Here is a 19,156-nt window from a genome sequence, read left to right as displayed (position 1 = left end):
AATGATGGTAAAGGAAAGTAAAGTATCATATGATGTTACTGATTTAACGTCTTTAGAAAAATTAGAACCAGTAAGGATAAGACCAGGAATGTATATAGGTTCTACAGGAAGCAAGGGTTTACATCATTGCGTTTGGGAAATATTAGATAACTCTATAGATGAAATATCAAATGGTTATGGAAGTAAAGCAACTATTATTTTAAATAAAAATAAAAGTGTAACTATAATTGATGATGGAAGAGGAATACCAACAGGTATACATCCTATTAAAAAAAAGAGTGGAGTTGAGATGGTTTATACTGAACTTCATACTGGTGGTAAATTTAATAATAAAAATTACAAAACTTCAGGTGGATTACATGGAGTTGGAGCTGCTGTTGTAAATGCTCTATCTAAATGGGTAGAAGTAGAAGTTCATCAAAACGGTAATATTTATAAGCAAAGATTTGAATATGCTTATGATAAAGAACTTAAAAAAGATATGCCAGGAACCCCTGTAACTTCTTTAGAAGTCATTGGAAAATGTAAAGATACAGGTACTAAGGTTACTTTTTTGCCTGATAAAGATATATTTTCAACAACTGAATTTAAGTTTGACATAATAGATGAAAGACTTCAAGAATTAGCATTCCAAAATAAAGGAATGAAACTAGAACTTATAGATAATAGAAAAGATGAGGAAGTTAAAAAAGAATATTATTCAGAAAGAGGTCTTTTAGATTTTATAGAATATTTAAATGAAAGCAAGGTACCACTTCACAAAGATCCAATATTATTTGAAGGTGATAAAGAAATTAGTGGTATATTTATGTCAGGAGAAGTTTGTATACAATTTACAGATTCAACAACTGATAATATAGCAAGTTATGTTAATAATATACCAACAACTGAAGCTGGTACTCATGAAACTGGATTTAAGACAGGTATGACTAGAGCTTTTAAAGAATGGGCTAAAAAACTTGGGCTTGTTAAAGAAAAGGATAAAGAGTTTGAGGGCGATGATTTAAGAGAAGGTATGACTGCCATAGTGAGAATAAAAGTTTCAAATCCAGTTTTTGAAGGGCAAACTAAAACTAAGCTTGGAAATGCAGAAGCATATACTATGATGAATGAACTTGCATATACTAAGATTTCAGAATGGATAGAAGATAATAAAGATTTAGCATCTAAAATAATAAATAATGCATTATCAGCAGCTCAAAGAAGAGAGAAAATTAAAAAAATAAATGAAGCTGAAAAGAAAAAAATAGGAAAGGGAACTGCTCCACTTGCTGGTAAAGTAGCAGTTTGTACAGGAAGATCTAAAGAATACAATGAATTTATAGTTGTGGAAGGAGATTCAGCTGGAGGTTCAGTAAAGCAAGCTAGGGATAGAAGATTTCAAAGTATAATGCCATCAAAAGGTAAAATAATGAATACAGAAAAGCAAAAACTTGAAAATGTACTAGCTTCAGAAGAGTTAAAAATATTTAATACAGCTATAGGTACAGGAACTTTAGATAATTATAGTGAAGATGATTTAAAATATAACAAAATAATTATTATGAGTGATGCTGACGTAGATGGATACCATATAAGAACTTTATGGATGACTTATATATATAAATATATGAGACCATTAATTGCAAATGGTCATTTATATTTAGCTATGCCACCTCTTTATAAAGTTTATAAAAAGGTTAAAGGCAAGGAAGTAAGCAAATATGCTTATTCAGATGAAGAACTTGAAGATGTTAAAAAGGAAATAGGAAAAGGTGCTCTTATTCAAAGATATAAAGGACTTGGGGAAATGAATCCTGATCAACTATGGGATACAACTTTAAATCCAGAAACTAGAACTTTACTTCAAGTTACAATAGAAGATGCAGCAAAAGCTGAAAAAATGGTATCACTTCTTATGGGAGATATAGTTGAGCCTAGAAGAAAGTATATGTACAAATATGGAGAATTTTAAAATAGAAATGGAGTAATGTTATGGCTAAAAAAGTTAATAATATACCGATAGATAGAAATATAATAAGAGTTCCACTTGAAGAAGCTATGCCAGATAATTATTTGCCTTATGCTATAGAAGTTGCAAAAGATAGAGCACTTCCAGATGTAAGAGATGGGCTTAAACCAGTTCATAGAAGAATTCTTTATGGAGCTTATCTTTTAAAGGCATTTCCAGATAGACCTTATTATAAATCAGCAAGAATAGTTGGAGATATTTTGGGTAAATTTCATCCCCATGGGGATTCATCAGTATATGATGCTATGGTAATACTTGCGCAAAATTTTTCAACTAGAGAACCTCTAATAGATGGTCATGGTAACTGGGGTTCAATAGATGGAGATGGAGCTGCTGCTATGAGATATACAGAAGCAAGACTTGCTCCTATTGCAATGGAAATGATAAGAGATATAGATAAAGATACTGTTGATATGGTTCCAAACTATTCAGATAGTGAAATGGAACCAACAGTGCTTCCAAGTAGATATCCAAATCTTTTAGTTAATGGAACCTTTGGGATAGCGGTTGGACTTGCAACTAATATACCTCCACATAATTTAGGAGAAGTTACAGAAGGAGTATTAGCATATATTGATAATCCTGAAATAACAACAGAAGGGCTTATGGAATACATAAAGGGTCCAGACCTTCCAACTGGTGGAGTATTAATTGGTAAAAATTCATTAAAATCTGCTTATGCAACAGGTGAAGGAAAGGTAACTTGTAGAGCTAAGACATCTATAGAAACATTAGAAAATGGAAGGTTAGGTATTGTAATTACTGAATTCCCATATAGAAGAAATAAATCAAAACTTCTTCAAGTAATTTCAGAAATGACAGCTGATAAAAAGCATGCTAAAGTTTTAGAGGGAATAACAGATATAAGAGATGAATCGGATAGAAATGGGATTAGAGCCGTTATAGAATTTAAAAAAGCATTTACAGAAGTTGAAGTAGAAAAAGTTTTAAAATATTTATTTAAAAGAACAGATCTTCAATGTAATATAAGTTTTAATATGGTTGCATTAGCTAATGGAAAACCAGAAACTATGGGACTTAAGACTATAATAAGTCATTACGTTAATCATCAAAAAGAGATAGTTACTAGGAGAACTAAAAAAGAGCTTGAAATAGCGGAAAAGAGATTTCATATAGTCGAAGGTTTTATAAAAGCTATAGATATTATGGATGAAGTTATAAAAACAATTAGGGCTTCAAAATCTAAAAAAGATGCATCAGAAAATCTAATTAATAATTTTGGATTTACAGAAATACAATCTGGTGCAATACTTGAACTTATGCTTTACAGACTTACTGGTCTTGAAATAAAAGTATTTAAAAAAGAGTATGAGGAACTTTTAAAATTAATAAAAAAATTAAAGAAAATATTATCAGAAGAAAAAGAACTTTTAAAAGTAATAAAAAAAGAACTTAAAGAAGTTACTGATAAATATAAAAATGATAGAAGGACTAAAATTATAGAAGATGATAGTGAAGCAAAAATAGATGTTGAAGAACTTATAGTTATTGAAGATGTAATGGTTACATTATCAAAGGATGGATTTATAAAGAGAATCCCAACTAAAAATTATATAAGATCAAATCAAGATGTAAATCTTATTGAGTATAGAGAAGGAGATAAACTTAAGTTTTTATTTGAATCAAATACAAGAGACAATATATTACTATTTACCAATAAAGGTAATATGTATCAAATTAAAGGTATAAATATTCCGGAGGGTAAATGGAAAGATAAAGGTGAAAAGTTAGATACTTTAATTAAGACTATTAATTTAGATGAAGAGGAAATATTATTTGTAACATCTCAAACTACATTTAGTCCTAATAAATATGTTCAATTTATAACAGATAGAGGAATAATAAAGAAAACATCATTAGATAAATTCCAAACTTCATATACTAAGCTTCAAGCTTTAAAACTTAAAAATGAAGAAAATGTTATAAATGTAATTGTATTAAATGAAGAAGAAAATAAAGAGTTCTTAAAAGTAAAAACTAAACTTGGATTAGAGTTTAATTTAGAACTTAAAGAAATAATAGAAACTCCTAGAAATGTATTAGGAAGTGAATTATTTAAACTTGTAGATAAAGATAAGGTTATAGAATGTAAATATGTAGATAAATTAGAAGTTAAAGAGTTTATAGTCGGTGTAACTAATAAAAATACTTTAAAAGTATTTTCAAGAATGAATAAAAATGATGATTTAAAAACTTATACTGATACTTTAAGTGATATATTATTATTCACAAATAAAGGTAAATCATTTAAAGTAAAATCATTTATAATAGATAGTGTTACTAAAAATGATATTGAATTAAATAAAGTAATTGATGGTTTATTAAAAGGCGAGAAAATTATTAAAATAGTTTCTTTAAAAGAATATAGTGATGATTTAGCAGTTTATGCAACTATAAATAGTGGTCTTATAAAAAAGACATTATTAAATGAGTTTAATAATAATTTTTCAGAAACTCAATATTATAAATTAAAGCATGAAGATGATGAAGTTGTATCTGTTCAAATAAGTAAAGTAAATAATGGTCAAATAGTACTTATAACTAAAAAAGGAATGGCAATTCGTTTCTTATCATCTAATATAAATACTATGGGTAAAATTGCATCAGGAGTAACTGGAATAAGTTTAAAAGAAGATGATGAAGTTATATATGCTAAAGTTATTGATATTAATAATGATGAAATAGCAATTACTTCTGATTTTGATAAGACTTTTACATTAATAACATCTAATAAAGATACTAAAGAAATAAACTTAACTGATATAAAATTACAAAATAGAGCAGGTAGAGGAACTGATATTATGATAGTTTCTTTAGATGATGAAATAAAAACTATACAATATAATTAAATATTAATTTTAGAAAGGATGAGTATTTATGAAAAAAGTTTGTGTATTACTAGCAAATGGTTTTGAAGAAATTGAAGCATTAACAGTTGTTGATGTTTTAAGAAGAGCTAATATAGAATGTGAACTTGTATCAATTGAAAAAGAATATGTTACTGGAGCACATAATATAACAGTCAAAGCTGATGTTTTAATTGATGATATAAAAAATGTAGATATGTTAATACTTCCAGGTGGAATGCCAGGAGCTACTAATTTAAGAGATGATTCTAGAGTTATAAATTTAATAAAGAATTTATTAGAAAATAATAAAAAGGTTGCAGCTATATGTGCAGCTCCAATTGTTTTAGAAAAAGCTTCTGTAATAGATGGGGAATGCGTTACATCTTATCCTGGTTTCGAGAATGAATTAAAAGGAGCAAATTACAAAGAAGATTTAGTTGTTGTAAGTGGAAATATAATAACAAGTAGAGGTCCTGCAACTGCATTAGAATTTGCTTATACAATATTAAAAGAATTAGGTTCAGATAAAGCTGAAATTTTAAGAGAAGAAATGTTATATAATTTATTGAAATAAAAAGGTGAATTAGAATGAAAGAGAAGTGGCTAGTAAGAAATAAAAAATCAGAATTTCAAAATTTAGCTAAAGAATTTAATGAAAATAGTCTTATATTAAGGTTATTAGCTAATAGAGGAATTTCTGATAAAAAATCCGCTTCTCTTTTTCTTAGTGGTACAATTTCTGATATGTATGATAGCTTTTTAATGAAGGACTTAGAAAAAGGAGTTAATATAATAAAAGATGCCATAGAAAAAGGGAAGAAGATAGTAATATATGGGGACTATGATTGTGATGGAGTTTGTAGCACCGCCATACTTTATAAAGCACTTAAAAATTTAAATGCAAACTTTGATTATCATATACCTAATAGGGAAAACGAAGGTTATGGTATGAACTCAAATAGAATCAAAATTTTAAAGGATGAAGGAGCTGAAATTTTATTAACATGTGATAATGGAATATCAGCTATTGAAGAAGTTAAGTATGCAAAAGAATTAGGTTTATCAGTTGTAATAACAGATCATCACGACATACCTTTTATAGAAGAAGATGGAATTAAAAGAAATATTATGCCAAATGCAGATGCTGTTATAAATCCTAAAAGAGAAGATTGTAGTTATCCATTTAAAAGTCTTTGTGGGGCAGGTGTTGCATATAAATTTGTTCAAGGATTATATAAAGCTTTTAACAAAGATGAAGAAGAAATTATAGAACTTTTAGAATATGCAGCTATTGCAACAGTTTGTGATGTAGTAGATATTTTAGATGAAAATAGAATAATAGTAAAAAAAGGTTTGGAACTTATAAATAATACAAATAAAAAAGGTATAAAAGAGCTTATAAAAGTTAAAAAACTTTCAGGTAAAGAAATATCAGAATATCATTTTGGATTTGTTATAGGCCCTTGTATAAATGCTACTGGTAGACTAGAAATTGCAGATATATCTTTAGAACTTTTAATAACAGAAGATGATGAAAGAGCTAAAGAATTAGCGATTAAACTTAATGATTTAAATGAAACTAGACAAGAATTAACAGTTGAAAGCACTGAAAAGGTAATAGAACAAATAGAAGCTACTAAAAAAGAATCAGAAAAGGTAATATTAGTATATCAAGAGGATATACATGAAAGTATTGCTGGAATAGTAGCCGGAAGAATTAGAGAGAAGTATAATCTACCTAGTATAGTTATGACTAGAGGAAAAGATATGCCAAAAGGATCAGGAAGATCCATTGAAGAATACAATATGTTTGAAGAATTGGTTAAATGCAAAGAACTTATATTTAAGTTTGGTGGTCATCCAATGGCAGCAGGTTTATCAGTTGAAGAAAAAAATATACAATTACTTAAGGAAACTTTAAATAAAAATTGTACATTGACAGAAGATGACATAATACCAAAGGTTATTATAGATTCTCCTTTATCATTAGAATATATAGATTTTAATATAATAGAAAAGATTAATGATATGAGACCTTTTGGGAAAGGAAATAATAGTCCTATATTTGCTGTAAAAGATATACTTATAAAAAGAGTAATATTTATGGGAAAAGAAAAGAAATTTTTAAGATTCAAAATTCAAATGAAAGATGGCAAAATGATAGATGGTGTAAATTTTAATAAATATGATTACTTTAAAGAGTTGTATGAAAATAAATATGGAAAAGAACAATTTTTAAAGCTTCAAGATGTAGGATATTGTAACTTTAAGATGGATATATTATACTATCCAGAAGTAAATGAATTTAATGGAAATAGAAATATTCAATTATCTATAAAGAGTTTTAGAATATAATAAATATAAAATAAGGAGAGGATATTTTTTGAGTAAATATAAAATAATAATGACTGGTGGGGGAACAGCAGGTCATGTTACTCCAAATTTAGCATTAGTTCCATCATTAAAAGAAGAAGGATTTGAAATAAAATACATAGGAAGTACAGATGGTATAGAAAAAGAAATAATAACATCAAACAATATACCTTATTACGGAATATCTTCAGGAAAGCTTAGAAGATATTTTGATGTTAAAAATTTTACAGATCCCTTTAAAGTATTAAAAGGAATAGTTCAAGCTAGAAAAATATTATCTAAAGAGAAACCAGATGTTATATTTTCAAAAGGGGGATTTGTTACAGTTCCTGTTGTTATAGCTGCTTCTATGCTTAAAATACCAGTAGTTTCTCATGAATCAGATATTACACCAGGTCTTGCAAATAAGCTTGCATCACCATTTTGTGATAAATTATGTGTAACATTTAGGGAGAGTTTACAGTTTGTTAAAAATAATAAAGGGGTATTGACTGGTAGTCCTATAAGAAAAGAAATTTTAAATGGTTCAAAGTTAAAAGGGAAAGAGATTTGTTCCTTTAAAAATGAAAAAGACGTAATATTAATAATGGGGGGGAGTTTGGGCTCAAAAGTAATCAATGACGCCATAAGAGAGAATATAGATAATATTCTGAAATTTAATAATATTATTCATATTTGTGGTAAAGGTAATATATGTGACAGCATGAAGAATATTGAAGGTTATAAACAGTTTGAGTATGTAAGCGAGGAGTTAAGCCATTTAATGAGTTATGCAGATTATATAATTTCAAGAGCAGGAGCAAACTCAATATTTGAATTTTTAGCTCTTAGAAAACCAACACTATTAATTCCACTTTCAAAAAATGCAAGTAGGGGAGACCAAATCTTGAATGCAAACTCATTTAAGAAAGAAGGATTTTCAATTGTTATGCAAGAAGAGGAAGTTCAAAAGGACGGAATTTTAAAGGGAATAAAAATGTTAAAAGAAAATGAACAAGAACTTATTAAAAATATGGAAAATAGTAAGATGAATGACGGAGTTAAAGAGATTATAAATGTGATAAAAAGTAGTATTACAGCTAAGAGATAAGAAAAAATAAAAGTTAAAAAATTAACACTAAAATTTAGTGTATTAAAGCTTATGACACTCTTGCAAATTTAAAATAGTGTTATATAATAAAAGAGAAAGTTTGTGTTAAGTTAATTTATTTATTAATTTAACATTAAACTTAAACAGATATTAAATAAAATTGTATTTTATGCATTTATTATTGCTATAATATATAATTTTATTTTATATAAGATTAATAAGAAGTTCCTAGCTTTTTATTGATACACAAAAGAATTTAAAAAGTTGATTTTTATTTTCAGAAAGAGGGGTCACGCGATGAGAAAAATGAAAACTATGGATGGTAATACAGCTGCTGCTCATATATCTTACGCATTCACAGAAGTTGCAGCTATCTATCCAATAACACCATCATCACCAATGGCAGAGCACGTTGATGAGTGGGTAGCGCAAGGAAGAAAAAATATTTTCGGTCAACCAGTTAAGGTTATGGAAATGCAATCAGAGGCTGGAGCTGCAGGAGCAGTTCACGGATCATTACAAGCTGGTGCATTAACAACTACTTATACTGCATCACAAGGATTATTATTAATGATTCCTAACATGTACAAAATTTCTGGAGAATTACTTCCAGGAGTATTCCATGTATCAGCTAGAGCATTAGCTACTTCAGCATTAAACATCTTTGGAGATCACCAAGACGTTATGGCTGCAAGACAAACTGGATTTGCTATGCTTGCAGAAGGATCAGTTCAAGAAGTAATGGATTTATCAGCTGTAGCACATTTATCAGCTATTAAATCAAGAGTTCCATTCTGTAACTTCTTCGATGGATTCAGAACTTCACATGAAATACAAAAAATTGAAGTTTTAGATCAAGAAGAATTAAAACCATTAGTTGATATGGAAGCATTACAAGCATTCAGAGATAGAGCATTAAACCCAAATCACCCAGTAACTAGAGGTACTGCTCAAAACCCTGATATCTACTTCCAAGAAAGAGAAGCTGTTAATAAATTCTACGATGCTGTTCCAGATATCGTTGAAGGATATATGGCTGAAATCACTAAGTTAACAGGAAGAGAATATCACTGTTTCGATTACTATGGAGCTGCTGATGCAGATAGAATTATCGTAGCAATGGGATCATGTACAGATGTATGTGAAGAAACAGTTGATTACTTAAATGCTAACGGAAATAAAGTTGGAGTTGTTAAAGTAAGACTTTACAGACCATTCGACGTTGAAAGATTAAAGAAAGTTATTCCTGCTTCAGTTAAGAAAATTGCTGTTTTAGATAAGACTAAAGAGCCAGGATGTAATGGAGAACCATTATACTTAGACGTTATGAGCGCATACTACGGAGTAGAAAATGCACCTGTAATAGTTGGTGGAAGATACGGATTAGGATCAAAAGATCCAAACCCAGGTCATATCGCTGCAGTATATGAAAACTTAACTAAAGATGAACCAAAGAATGGATTCACTATAGGAATAGTTGATGATGTAACTAACACTTCATTAGAAGTTCATGAAGATATCGATGCTACTCCAGAAGGAACTACAGCTTGTAAGTTCTGGGGATTAGGATCAGACGGTACTGTTGGTGCTAATAAGAGTGCTATAAAAATCATCGGAGACCATACAGATATGTATGCTCAAGGATATTTCTCATATGACTCAAAAAAATCAGGTGGTATAACTGTATCACACTTAAGATTTGGTAAGAAAGCAATTAAATCACCTTACTTAATAAATAAAGCTGATTTCGTAGCTTGTCACAACCAATCATATGTATTCAAATATAATGTTCTAGAAGGATTAAAGAAGAATGGAACATTCTTATTAAATACTATCTGGAGCCCAGAAGAAGTAGAAGAACATCTACCAGCTTCATATAAGAGATATATTGCTGAAAACAACATTAAGTTCTACACTTTAAATGCTGTTAAGATAGCTCAAGAAATCGGATTAGGCGGAAGAATTAACATGATAATGCAATCAGCTTTCTTCAAGTTAGCTAACATTATCCCTGTAGAAGACGCTGTTAAATATCTTAAAGATGCCGTTGTAACTTCATACGGTAAAAAAGGTCAAAAAGTTGTTGATATGAACAATGCAGCTATTGATAAAGGAATTGAATCAATTGTTGAAATTAATGTTCCAGCAACATGGAAAGATGCTAAAGATGAAGTTAAAGAAGAAGGAAGACCAAGACCAGAATTCGTTAAAAACATTGTTGATCCAATGAATAGACAAGAAGGATTTGAACTTCCAGTATCAGCATTCGATGGAATGGAAGATGGTACTTTTGAACAAGGTACTGCTGCATTTGAAAAGAGAGGTATAGCTATAAATGTACCTGAATGGGATAAGGATAAATGTATCCAATGTAACCAATGTTCATATGTATGTCCACATGCTGTAATTAGACCATTCTTATTAACTGAAGAAGAAAGCAACAATGCTCCAGAAGGATTAAAGATTGTTGCTGCTAGAGCATTAAAGACAGAAGAGCCAATGAACTACACAATGGCTATTTCACCACTTGATTGTACAGGATGTGGAAACTGTGCACAAGTTTGTCCAGCTCCAGGAAAAGCTTTAGTTATGAAGCCAGCTAACACTCAAGAAGGAGAAGCTGCTAATTGGGATTACGTAACACATGAAGTATCAGTTAAGAAGAACCCAATGAACAAAAATACAGTTAAGGGTAGCCAATTTGAACAACCATTATTCGAGTTCTCAGGAGCTTGTGCAGGTTGTGGAGAAACTGCTTACGCTAAACTTATAACTCAATTATTCGGAGACAGAATGATGATAGCAAATGCTACTGGATGTTCATCAATCTGGGGAGGATCAGCACCTTCAACTCCATACACAACTAACCATAAAGGATACGGTCCAGCTTGGGCTAACTCATTATTCGAAGACAATGCTGAATTCGGATTAGGTATGTTCTTAGGAGCAAAAGCTATAAGAGAAAGATTAGTTGAAAAAGCTAACTTAGCTATCGAATCATTAGAAGAAGGAGAAGCTAAAGAAGCTCTTAAAGCTTGGGTTGAAAAAGTTGAAATCGGAGAAGGAACTAGAGATAGAGCTGATAGAGTTATCGCTGCTTTAGAAGGATTAGATAATGAATTTGCTAAAGAAATCTTAAAAGAAAAAGACTTCTTAGTAAAACCATCACAATGGATCTTCGGAGGAGACGGATGGTCATACGATATCGGATTTGGTGGAGTAGACCACGTATTAGCATCAGGAGAAGATGTAAACATATTTGTATTTGATACAGAAGTTTACTCAAACACTGGTGGTCAATCATCAAAATCAACTCCAACTGCTGCAATAGCTAAATTTGCTGCATCAGGTAAGAAAACTAAGAAGAAAGATCTTGGTATGATAGCAATGAGCTACGGATATGTATATGTTGCTCAAATAGCAATGGGAGCTGACAAGAACCAAACTCTTAAAGCTATAGCTGAGGCTGAAGCATATCCAGGACCATCATTAATCATTGGTTATGCACCATGTATTAACCACGGAATTAAGATTGGTATGGGTAACAGCCAATTAGAAGCTCAAAGAGCTGTTGAATGTGGATACTGGGCTATGTACAGATACAACCCACAATTAAAGGGAACTGATAAGAACCCATTCACATTAGATTCAAAAGAGCCAAAGGGAGATTTCAAAGAATTCTTAATGGGAGAAGTTAGATATGCTTCACTTGCTAAGGCATTCCCAGAAGCTGCTGATGCTTTATTTGAAAAGACTTATAATGACGCTATGGAAAGATTAGAAGGCTACAAGAAATTAGCTGGAAAATAATAGCTTATTAAATATAAAGACTAGATAAGTTAATTCTTATCTAGTCTTTTTTATTAAGATTAAAAAATATGTTGAAATTTATCGTTATTGCAAAGTATAATAAATAAGTATTTAATAAAATTTAAAAGCTTAAAAAATAAATTTATTAAATAAGTTTATTTGTAATAGGAGATTAATATGGGTAAAAAAATTCTACATTTGAATGATGTCATAGATATAGATATATTTCAAAAAATTCAAGATGATATTGCAGAAGCAACAGGAATATCAATAATAACAGTAGATTATAAAGGCAAACCCGCGACGAAACATAGTAAATGTAGTGATTTCTGTAATCTTATGAGACAAGAAAAATCATATTCAGAATTATGTGAAAGGTGTGATTCAAGAGGAGGGCTTGAAGCAGCAAGGCTTGAAAAACCATATATATATAAATGTCATAAAGGTCTAATTGATTTTGCTACACCTATAATAGTTGACGGACAATATTTAGGTTCCGTAATGGCAGGACAAGTGTTAGCAAAAGAAGATAATTTAGAATTAGAAGATATAGTATCAACTAAAGATAAATTAAATGACTTAGATAATGAAGAAAATAAAAAATTTTTAGAGGCTTATAGAAAATTACCGATAGTTGAGTTTGAAAAAATAAAAGCTACAGCAAATATGATGTTTCATATAAGCAACTATATAGTTGAAGAAGCTGTACTTAAAATGGCTCAAAAGGAATTGAATGATAAAAATATAAAAATAATAGAAGCAAAGAGAGAAAAAGCTGAATTAGAAAAAGAATATGAAGCATGTAGACTTAAAGCGCTTCAATCTCAAATAAATCCACATTTTTTATTTAATGTTTTAAATAGCATTTCATCTTTAGCTATAATTGAAAATGCAACTAGAACACAAGAAGTAATTTATAATTTATCAAACATGTTAAGATACACTTTAAAAAAATCTGATAAGATAGTTTCTTTAGAAGAAGAACTAGAATATATAAAATCATATTTAAGTCTTCAGAAGGTGAGATTTGGAAAAAGATTAGATTATGATATTAAAGTTGATAATGAATTTATAGAAAAAAAAGTTCCATTTATGACTATACAAACATTTGTAGAGAATTCTATAGTTCATGGAATTGAAAATAAAGAAGAAGGTGGAAAAATCTTATTATATTCTGAAAAAGAAGAAGATGGTTTTAGTATTATTATAAAGGATAATGGTGTTGGAATGACAGAAGAAAGATTATATGAAGTACAAAAGGAATTAGAAACTAAATATGATAATAATTTAGATAAAATAGGAATTAATAATGTAAATAAAAGAATGGCTAACTATTATGGTGAAGATTATAAAATAGATATAATTAGTAAAGTTAGGGAAGGAACTATTATAAAAATAAAGTTTTTTGATAGAAGTTTTAGCTGGAGTTGATAAAAATGTTAAAAGTGATGATAGTTGATGACGAAAGTTTAGAAAAGGAAGCATTAAGAGTAATATTAGGATCAATAGATAATTTAAGTATAGTTGCAGAAGCATCAAATGGCAGGGAAGCAATTGATTTAGATAAAAAATATAATCCTGATTTAATAATAATGGATGTAAAAATGCCAGGTATAGATGGATGTAAAGCTACTGAAATAATAAAAGCATACAATAAAGATAAGATAATAATAATGGTAACTGCTCATGATGATTTAAGTATAGTTAGAAAAGCAGTAAGCTTTGGAGTTGATGATTATATATTAAAACCAATAAATCCTAAAAAAATATGTGATATAATTGAAAAGATAATTGTTAATTATAAAATTAACGATTATAATGAATTCAATAATACTGTTCAAAATAAAGAAGGTAATAATAAAACTTCAAATTCTAATAATAATCAGATTAGGACAGCAATAGATTACATAAAGAATAACTTTAAAGAAAACATAACTTTAGATAAAATAGCATCTATTTGTAATTTGAGTCCATGTTATTTTAGTAAGTTATTCAAAAAAGAAATGGGAATAAATTTTAATACATATTTAAATAATAAGAAAATAGAATATGCAAAGGAAGTATTGAAGACAACGGACACTCCTATTCTTAATATTGCTTTAGACTTGGGGTTTGAGGATTGCGGTTATTTTATAAAGGTCTTTAAAAAAAGTGAAGGCTTAACGCCTAAAAGATATAGAGAAATAATATAACAATAAAAGGGAATGTATAAAATTTTATACATTCCCTTTTATTGTTATATGAATAGCAAAAAAGTTCTAGTTTTTCTAAAAGACAAAAAAGTACTATTTTCGTTGATAAAAAGTAAACAATATAGTCATAGAAGAAGACAATAAATTTTAATGGATTTTTATTTTAATTATATTAAAATGTATACATCGATAAAAAAATAACAAATGCAATTATATAACGTAATTATATTCTGAGGGAGGAATTTTACAGTGAAATCAAAAAGATTTGAAGCTTTAGCAAAACGTCCTGTAAATCAAGATGGTTTAATTGGAGAATGGGCTGATGAAGGTCTAATAGCAATGGAAAGTCCTAATGATCCAAAGTCATCTATAAAAATAGAAAATGGAATAGTAGTAGAATTAGATAGTAAAAAAAGAGAAGATTTTGATATGATAGACAGATTCATAGCTGACTATGCAATAAATTTAGAAAATGCAGAAGAAGCTATGAAATTAGATTCAGTTGAAATAGCTAGAAAATTAGTAGATATAAATGTTGGTAGAGATGAAATAGTTAAAATAACTACAGCAATAACTCCAGCTAAGGCTGTTGAAGTTATGACTCATATGAATGTTGTTGAGATGATGATGGCACTTCAAAAGATGAGAGCTAGAAAAACACCATCAAACCAATGTCACGTTACAAACCTTAAAGATAATCCAGTACAAATTGCAGCAGATGCAGCAGAAGCTGGTATAAGAGGTTTCTCAGAACAAGAAACTACAGTTGGTATAGTAAGATATGCACCATTTAATGCATTAGCAATACTTATAGGTTCACAAGTTGGTCGTCCTGGAGTATTAACTCAATGTTCAGTTGAGGAAGCTACAGAACTTGATCTTGGAATGAGAGGACTTACAAGTTATGCAGAAACAGTTTCAGTATATGGAACAGAATCAGTATTTACAGATGGAGATGATACTCCATGGTCAAAAGCATTTTTAGCATCAGCTTATGCTTCAAGAGGACTTAAAATGAGATATACATCAGGAACTGGTTCAGAAGCATTAATGGGATATGCAGAAGGTAAATCAATGCTTTACTTAGAATCAAGATGTATTTACATAACTAAAGGAGCTGGAGTTCAAGGACTTCAAAATGGAGCAGTTAGTTGTATAGGTATGACAGGAGCAGTTCCATCAGGAATAAGAGCAGTACTTGCTGAAAACTTAATAGCTTCAATGCTTGATATAGAAGTAGCATCAGCTAATGACCAAACATTCTCACATTCAGATATAAGAAGAACAGCTAGAACATTAATGCAAATGCTTCCAGGAACAGATTTTATATTCTCAGGATATAGTGCAGTTCCAAACTATGATAACATGTTTGCAGGTTCAAACTTTGATGCGGAAGATTTTGATGATTATAATGTACTTCAAAGAGACTTAATGGTAGATGGTGGATTAAGACCAGTATCAGAAGAGGAAACAATTGCAATAAGAAATAAAGCTGCAAAAGCTATTCAAGTAGTATTTAGAGAGCTTGGATTCCCTAAAATAACTGATGAAGAAGTTATAGCTGCAACTTATGCACATGGAAGTAAAGATATGCCAGAAAGAAATGTAGTTGAAGATTTAAAGGCTGCAGAAGAAATGCTTAAGAAAAGAATAACAGGATTAGATATTGTTAAAGCTTTAGGTTCAAATGGATTTGAAGATGTAGCAAACAATATATTAAATATGCTTAAGCAAAGAGTTACTGGAGATTATCTTCAAACATCAGCAATACTTGATAGAGATTTTGATGTAATAAGTGCTGTTAATGATGTAAATGACTATAAAGGACCAGGAACAGGATACAGATTAAGTAAAGAAAGATGGGAAGAAATTAAAAATATTCCTAACGTAATAAAACCAGAAGATATTGAATAAGAAAAGGTGGTATACATATGGAAAATGGAGCAAATAAATTTGTTATGCCAGAGCTTACTCTTACAGAAGTAGGAGAAGCAAAAGTTGGAACAAGAGCGGATGAGGTTGTGATTGGACTTGCCCCAGCATTTGAAAAATTTCAACATCATACATTAGTTAATATAGATCACAAAGATATTTTAAGAGAACTTATAGCAGGTATTGAAGAAGAAGGATTACATGCTAGAGTTGTTAGAATATTAAGAACATCAGATGTTTCATTTATAGCAAATGATGCAGCAAAATTAAGTGGATCAGGAATTGGTATAGGAATTCAATCTAAAGGAACAACAGTAATTCACCAAAAAGACTTACTTCCTTTAAATAACTTAGAATTATTCCCACAAGCACCATTATTAACATTAGAAACTTTTAGATTAATCGGTAAAAATGCAGCTAAATATGCAAAAGGAGAATCACCAACTCCAGTACCTACAAAAAATGACCAAATGGCTAGACCAAAATTTATGGCAATAGCAGCATTATACCATATAAAAGAAACTAAGCATGTAGTAAATGGAGCAAAACCAGTACAAATAGAAGTTAAATTCTAAAAGGATAAGGAGAGAGACTTAATGGAAGCGAAAAAAATGGGACCTAAAGATTACCCTTTAGCAACTAAAAGACCAGAGGATATAAGCACACCAACTGGAAAAAATTTAAATGATATAACATTAGAAAATATATTAAATGGAGATATTAAACCAGAAGACGTTAGAATATCACCTGAAACATTAGAAATGCAAGCTCAAATAGCTGAAGGTATGAATAGAGCTGCAATAGCAAGAAACCTTAGAAGAGCTGCTGAACTTATAAAAGTTCCAGATGATAGAATACTTGAAATGTACAATGCGTTAAGACCATTTCGTTCAACTAAAGAAGATCTTTTAAAGATTGCAGATGAACTTGAAAATGTATATGGAGCAAAAGTTAATGCAGATTTCGTAAGAGAAGCAGTAGAAGTATACGAAAAGAGAAATAAATTAAGACAAGAATAATTTATTTCTTTCAGGAGGAAAGTATGAAAATAGTAGCAGGTGTTGATATTGGTAATGCTACTACGGAAACAGCATTATCAAAAATAGAAGATGGAAAAATAGAATTTCTTTCAAGCGGTATAGTTCCTACAACAGGTATAAAAGGTACTGAAGAAAATATAGAAGGTGTATTTGATTCCCTAAAACAAGCATTAAAAAAAGTATCTTTAACTCTTGATAATTTAGATTTAGTTAGAATAAATGAAGCAGCTCCAGTTATAGGTGATGTTGCTATGGAAACTATAACTGAAACTATAATAACAGAGTCAACAATGATAGGACATAACCCACAAACACCAGGTGGAATAGGAATTGGAACAGGAAAAACTATATATATAGAAGACCTAGAAAATATAAATGAAAATGAATTATCAGAAGATGATGCATTTATACCACTTATATTAAGCAAAATAAATTTCCTAGAAGCAGCAGCTAGAATAAATCATGCTACAAGAAGAGGCATAAAAATTACAGCAGCAATAGTTCAAAGAGATGACGGAGTACTTATAAACAATAGATTAGATAATACTATTCCTATTGTAGATGAAGTTATGTTACTTGAAAAAGTGCCAGTTAATATGAAGGCTGCTGTAGAAGTTGCCGGTCAAGGAGAAGTAGTTGAAAGTCTAGCTAATCCTTATGGTATAGCAACAGTATTTAATTTAACAGCTGAAGAAACAAAAATGATAGTTCCAATATCAAGAGCTCTTATAGGAAACAGATCAGCCGTAGTAATTAAAACTCCAAAAGGAGATGTTCAAGAAAAGAAAATACCAGCAGGATGTATAAATATAGATGGGTTAAATCGTAAAGAAAGTGTAGATGTAGAACACGGTGCAGAAAAAATAATGGATGCTGTAAGAGCTTGTGTACCAATACAAGATGTAAAGGGAGAAGCTGGTACAAATGCTGGTGGAATGCTTGAAAGAGTAAGACAAGTTATGGCTAATCTTACTAAGCAAAAAATATCAGATATAAAAATACAAGACCTTTTAGCAGTTGATACTTTTATCCCACAAAAAGTAAAGGGTGGTCTTGCAGAGGAGTTTTCACTTGAAAATGCAGTTGGAATAGCTGCTATGGTTAAAGCAGATAAACTACAAATGCAAATGATAGCAGATAAGCTAAGAGAAGAACTTAATGTACCAGTAGAAGTTGGTGGAGTAGAAGCTGACATGGCTATTCGTGGAGCACTTACAACTCCAGGAAGTAGTACACCGCTTGCTATATTAGATATGGGGGCAGGATCTACTGATGCATCAATTATAAATAAAGAAGGAAAAATTTCATCAATACATTTAGCTGGTGCTGGAAATATGGTAACTATGCTTATTAAATCAGAATTAGGACTTGATTCATTTAATTTAGCAGAAGATATAAAAAAATATCCATTAGCTAAAGTTGAAAGTCTTTTCCATATAAGACATGAGGATGGAACTGTTGAATTCTTTAAGGAGCCTTTAGATCCATCAGTATTTTCAAAAGTTGTAATAATAAAAGATGGAACTTTAGTTCCGATAGATGGACAAACTTCTATAGAAAAAATAAGAACTATAAGAAGAGGAGCTAAGGAAAAGGTATTTGTAACAAATTGCCTAAGAGCTTTAAGTATAGTTTCACCAACTGGAAATATAAGAGACATTGAATTTGTAGTATTAGTTGGTGGATCATCATTAGACTTTGAAACTCCTCAATTAGTTACAGATTCATTATCACAATATGGTGTAGTAGCAGGTCGTGGAAACATAAGAGGAACAGAGGGACCAAGAAATGCTGTTGCTACTGGACTTATATTATCTTGCAATGAAATGGAGTAATTT

General features: G+C 29.9%; 12 protein-coding genes. All 12 read left to right on the top strand.

Features of this window, described 5'->3' with window-relative positions:
• The first annotated feature begins 4 nt into the window (after positions 1-4).
• The 12 genes from AC4FQ1_RS03665 to AC4FQ1_RS03610 all read left to right on the top strand — a co-directional run bounded on the left by AC4FQ1_RS03665 (position 5) and on the right by AC4FQ1_RS03610 (position 19,153).
• The gene (locus AC4FQ1_RS03665) at positions 5-1,954 is read left to right on the top strand and encodes a DNA gyrase/topoisomerase IV subunit B (protein WP_491168939.1); all 1,950 of its coding nucleotides are present in this window, start codon (positions 5-7) and stop codon (positions 1,952-1,954) included.
• 20 nt (positions 1,955-1,974) lie between these two features.
• The gene (locus tag AC4FQ1_RS03660) at positions 1,975-4,881 is read left to right on the top strand and encodes a DNA topoisomerase IV subunit A (protein ID WP_491168938.1); all 2,907 of its coding nucleotides are present in this window, start codon (positions 1,975-1,977) and stop codon (positions 4,879-4,881) included.
• Positions 4,882-4,909: 28 nt separating this feature from the next.
• On the top strand, positions 4,910-5,455 hold the full coding sequence (locus AC4FQ1_RS03655) for a DJ-1 family glyoxalase III (protein WP_491146749.1): 546 nt from the start codon (positions 4,910-4,912) through the stop codon (positions 5,453-5,455).
• 14 nt (positions 5,456-5,469) lie between these two features.
• Complete coding sequence (recJ, locus tag AC4FQ1_RS03650) at positions 5,470-7,236, top strand: single-stranded-DNA-specific exonuclease RecJ (protein ID WP_491168937.1); 1,767 nt, start codon at positions 5,470-5,472, stop codon at positions 7,234-7,236.
• Positions 7,237-7,285: 49 nt separating this feature from the next.
• A complete protein-coding gene (murG, locus tag AC4FQ1_RS03645) occupies positions 7,286-8,344 on the top strand; it encodes an undecaprenyldiphospho-muramoylpentapeptide beta-N-acetylglucosaminyltransferase (RefSeq protein WP_491148124.1) in 1,059 nt (352 codons plus the stop codon).
• Between the two features lie 297 nt (positions 8,345-8,641).
• Positions 8,642-12,154 carry a pyruvate:ferredoxin (flavodoxin) oxidoreductase gene (gene nifJ, locus AC4FQ1_RS03640; RefSeq protein ID WP_303130911.1) on the top strand — a complete coding sequence of 1,171 codons (3,513 nt, stop codon included), beginning with the start codon at positions 8,642-8,644 and terminating at the stop codon, positions 12,152-12,154.
• A gap of 177 nt (positions 12,155-12,331) precedes the next feature.
• Positions 12,332-13,585, top strand: a complete 1,254-nt coding sequence (locus AC4FQ1_RS03635; protein WP_303130910.1) for a sensor histidine kinase — start codon at positions 12,332-12,334, stop codon at positions 13,583-13,585.
• Positions 13,586-13,590: 5 nt separating this feature from the next.
• Positions 13,591-14,346 (top strand): response regulator, encoded by a 756-nt coding sequence (locus AC4FQ1_RS03630; RefSeq protein WP_303130908.1) that lies wholly within the window; start codon positions 13,591-13,593, stop codon positions 14,344-14,346.
• Between the two features lie 249 nt (positions 14,347-14,595).
• Entirely contained in the window at positions 14,596-16,260 is a 1,665-nt protein-coding gene (locus tag AC4FQ1_RS03625) for a propanediol/glycerol family dehydratase large subunit (RefSeq protein ID WP_491146753.1), read from the top strand.
• Between the two features lie 17 nt (positions 16,261-16,277).
• Positions 16,278-16,853, top strand: coding sequence for a propanediol/glycerol family dehydratase medium subunit (locus tag AC4FQ1_RS03620; RefSeq protein WP_303128387.1), 576 nt, complete (start codon positions 16,278-16,280; stop codon positions 16,851-16,853).
• 21 nt (positions 16,854-16,874) lie between these two features.
• Positions 16,875-17,297, top strand: coding sequence for a diol dehydratase small subunit (locus AC4FQ1_RS03615; protein ID WP_303128391.1), 423 nt, complete (start codon positions 16,875-16,877; stop codon positions 17,295-17,297).
• Positions 17,298-17,320: 23 nt separating this feature from the next.
• The gene (locus AC4FQ1_RS03610) at positions 17,321-19,153 is read left to right on the top strand and encodes a diol dehydratase reactivase subunit alpha (protein WP_303128392.1); all 1,833 of its coding nucleotides are present in this window, start codon (positions 17,321-17,323) and stop codon (positions 19,151-19,153) included.
• The last annotated feature ends 3 nt before the right edge of the window (positions 19,154-19,156 follow it).

The organism is Clostridium sp. TJA020 (genome assembly GCF_058310295.1).
The sequence above is the reverse complement of the archived record's forward strand: the minus strand, read 5'-3'. Positions and strand labels throughout refer to the sequence as shown.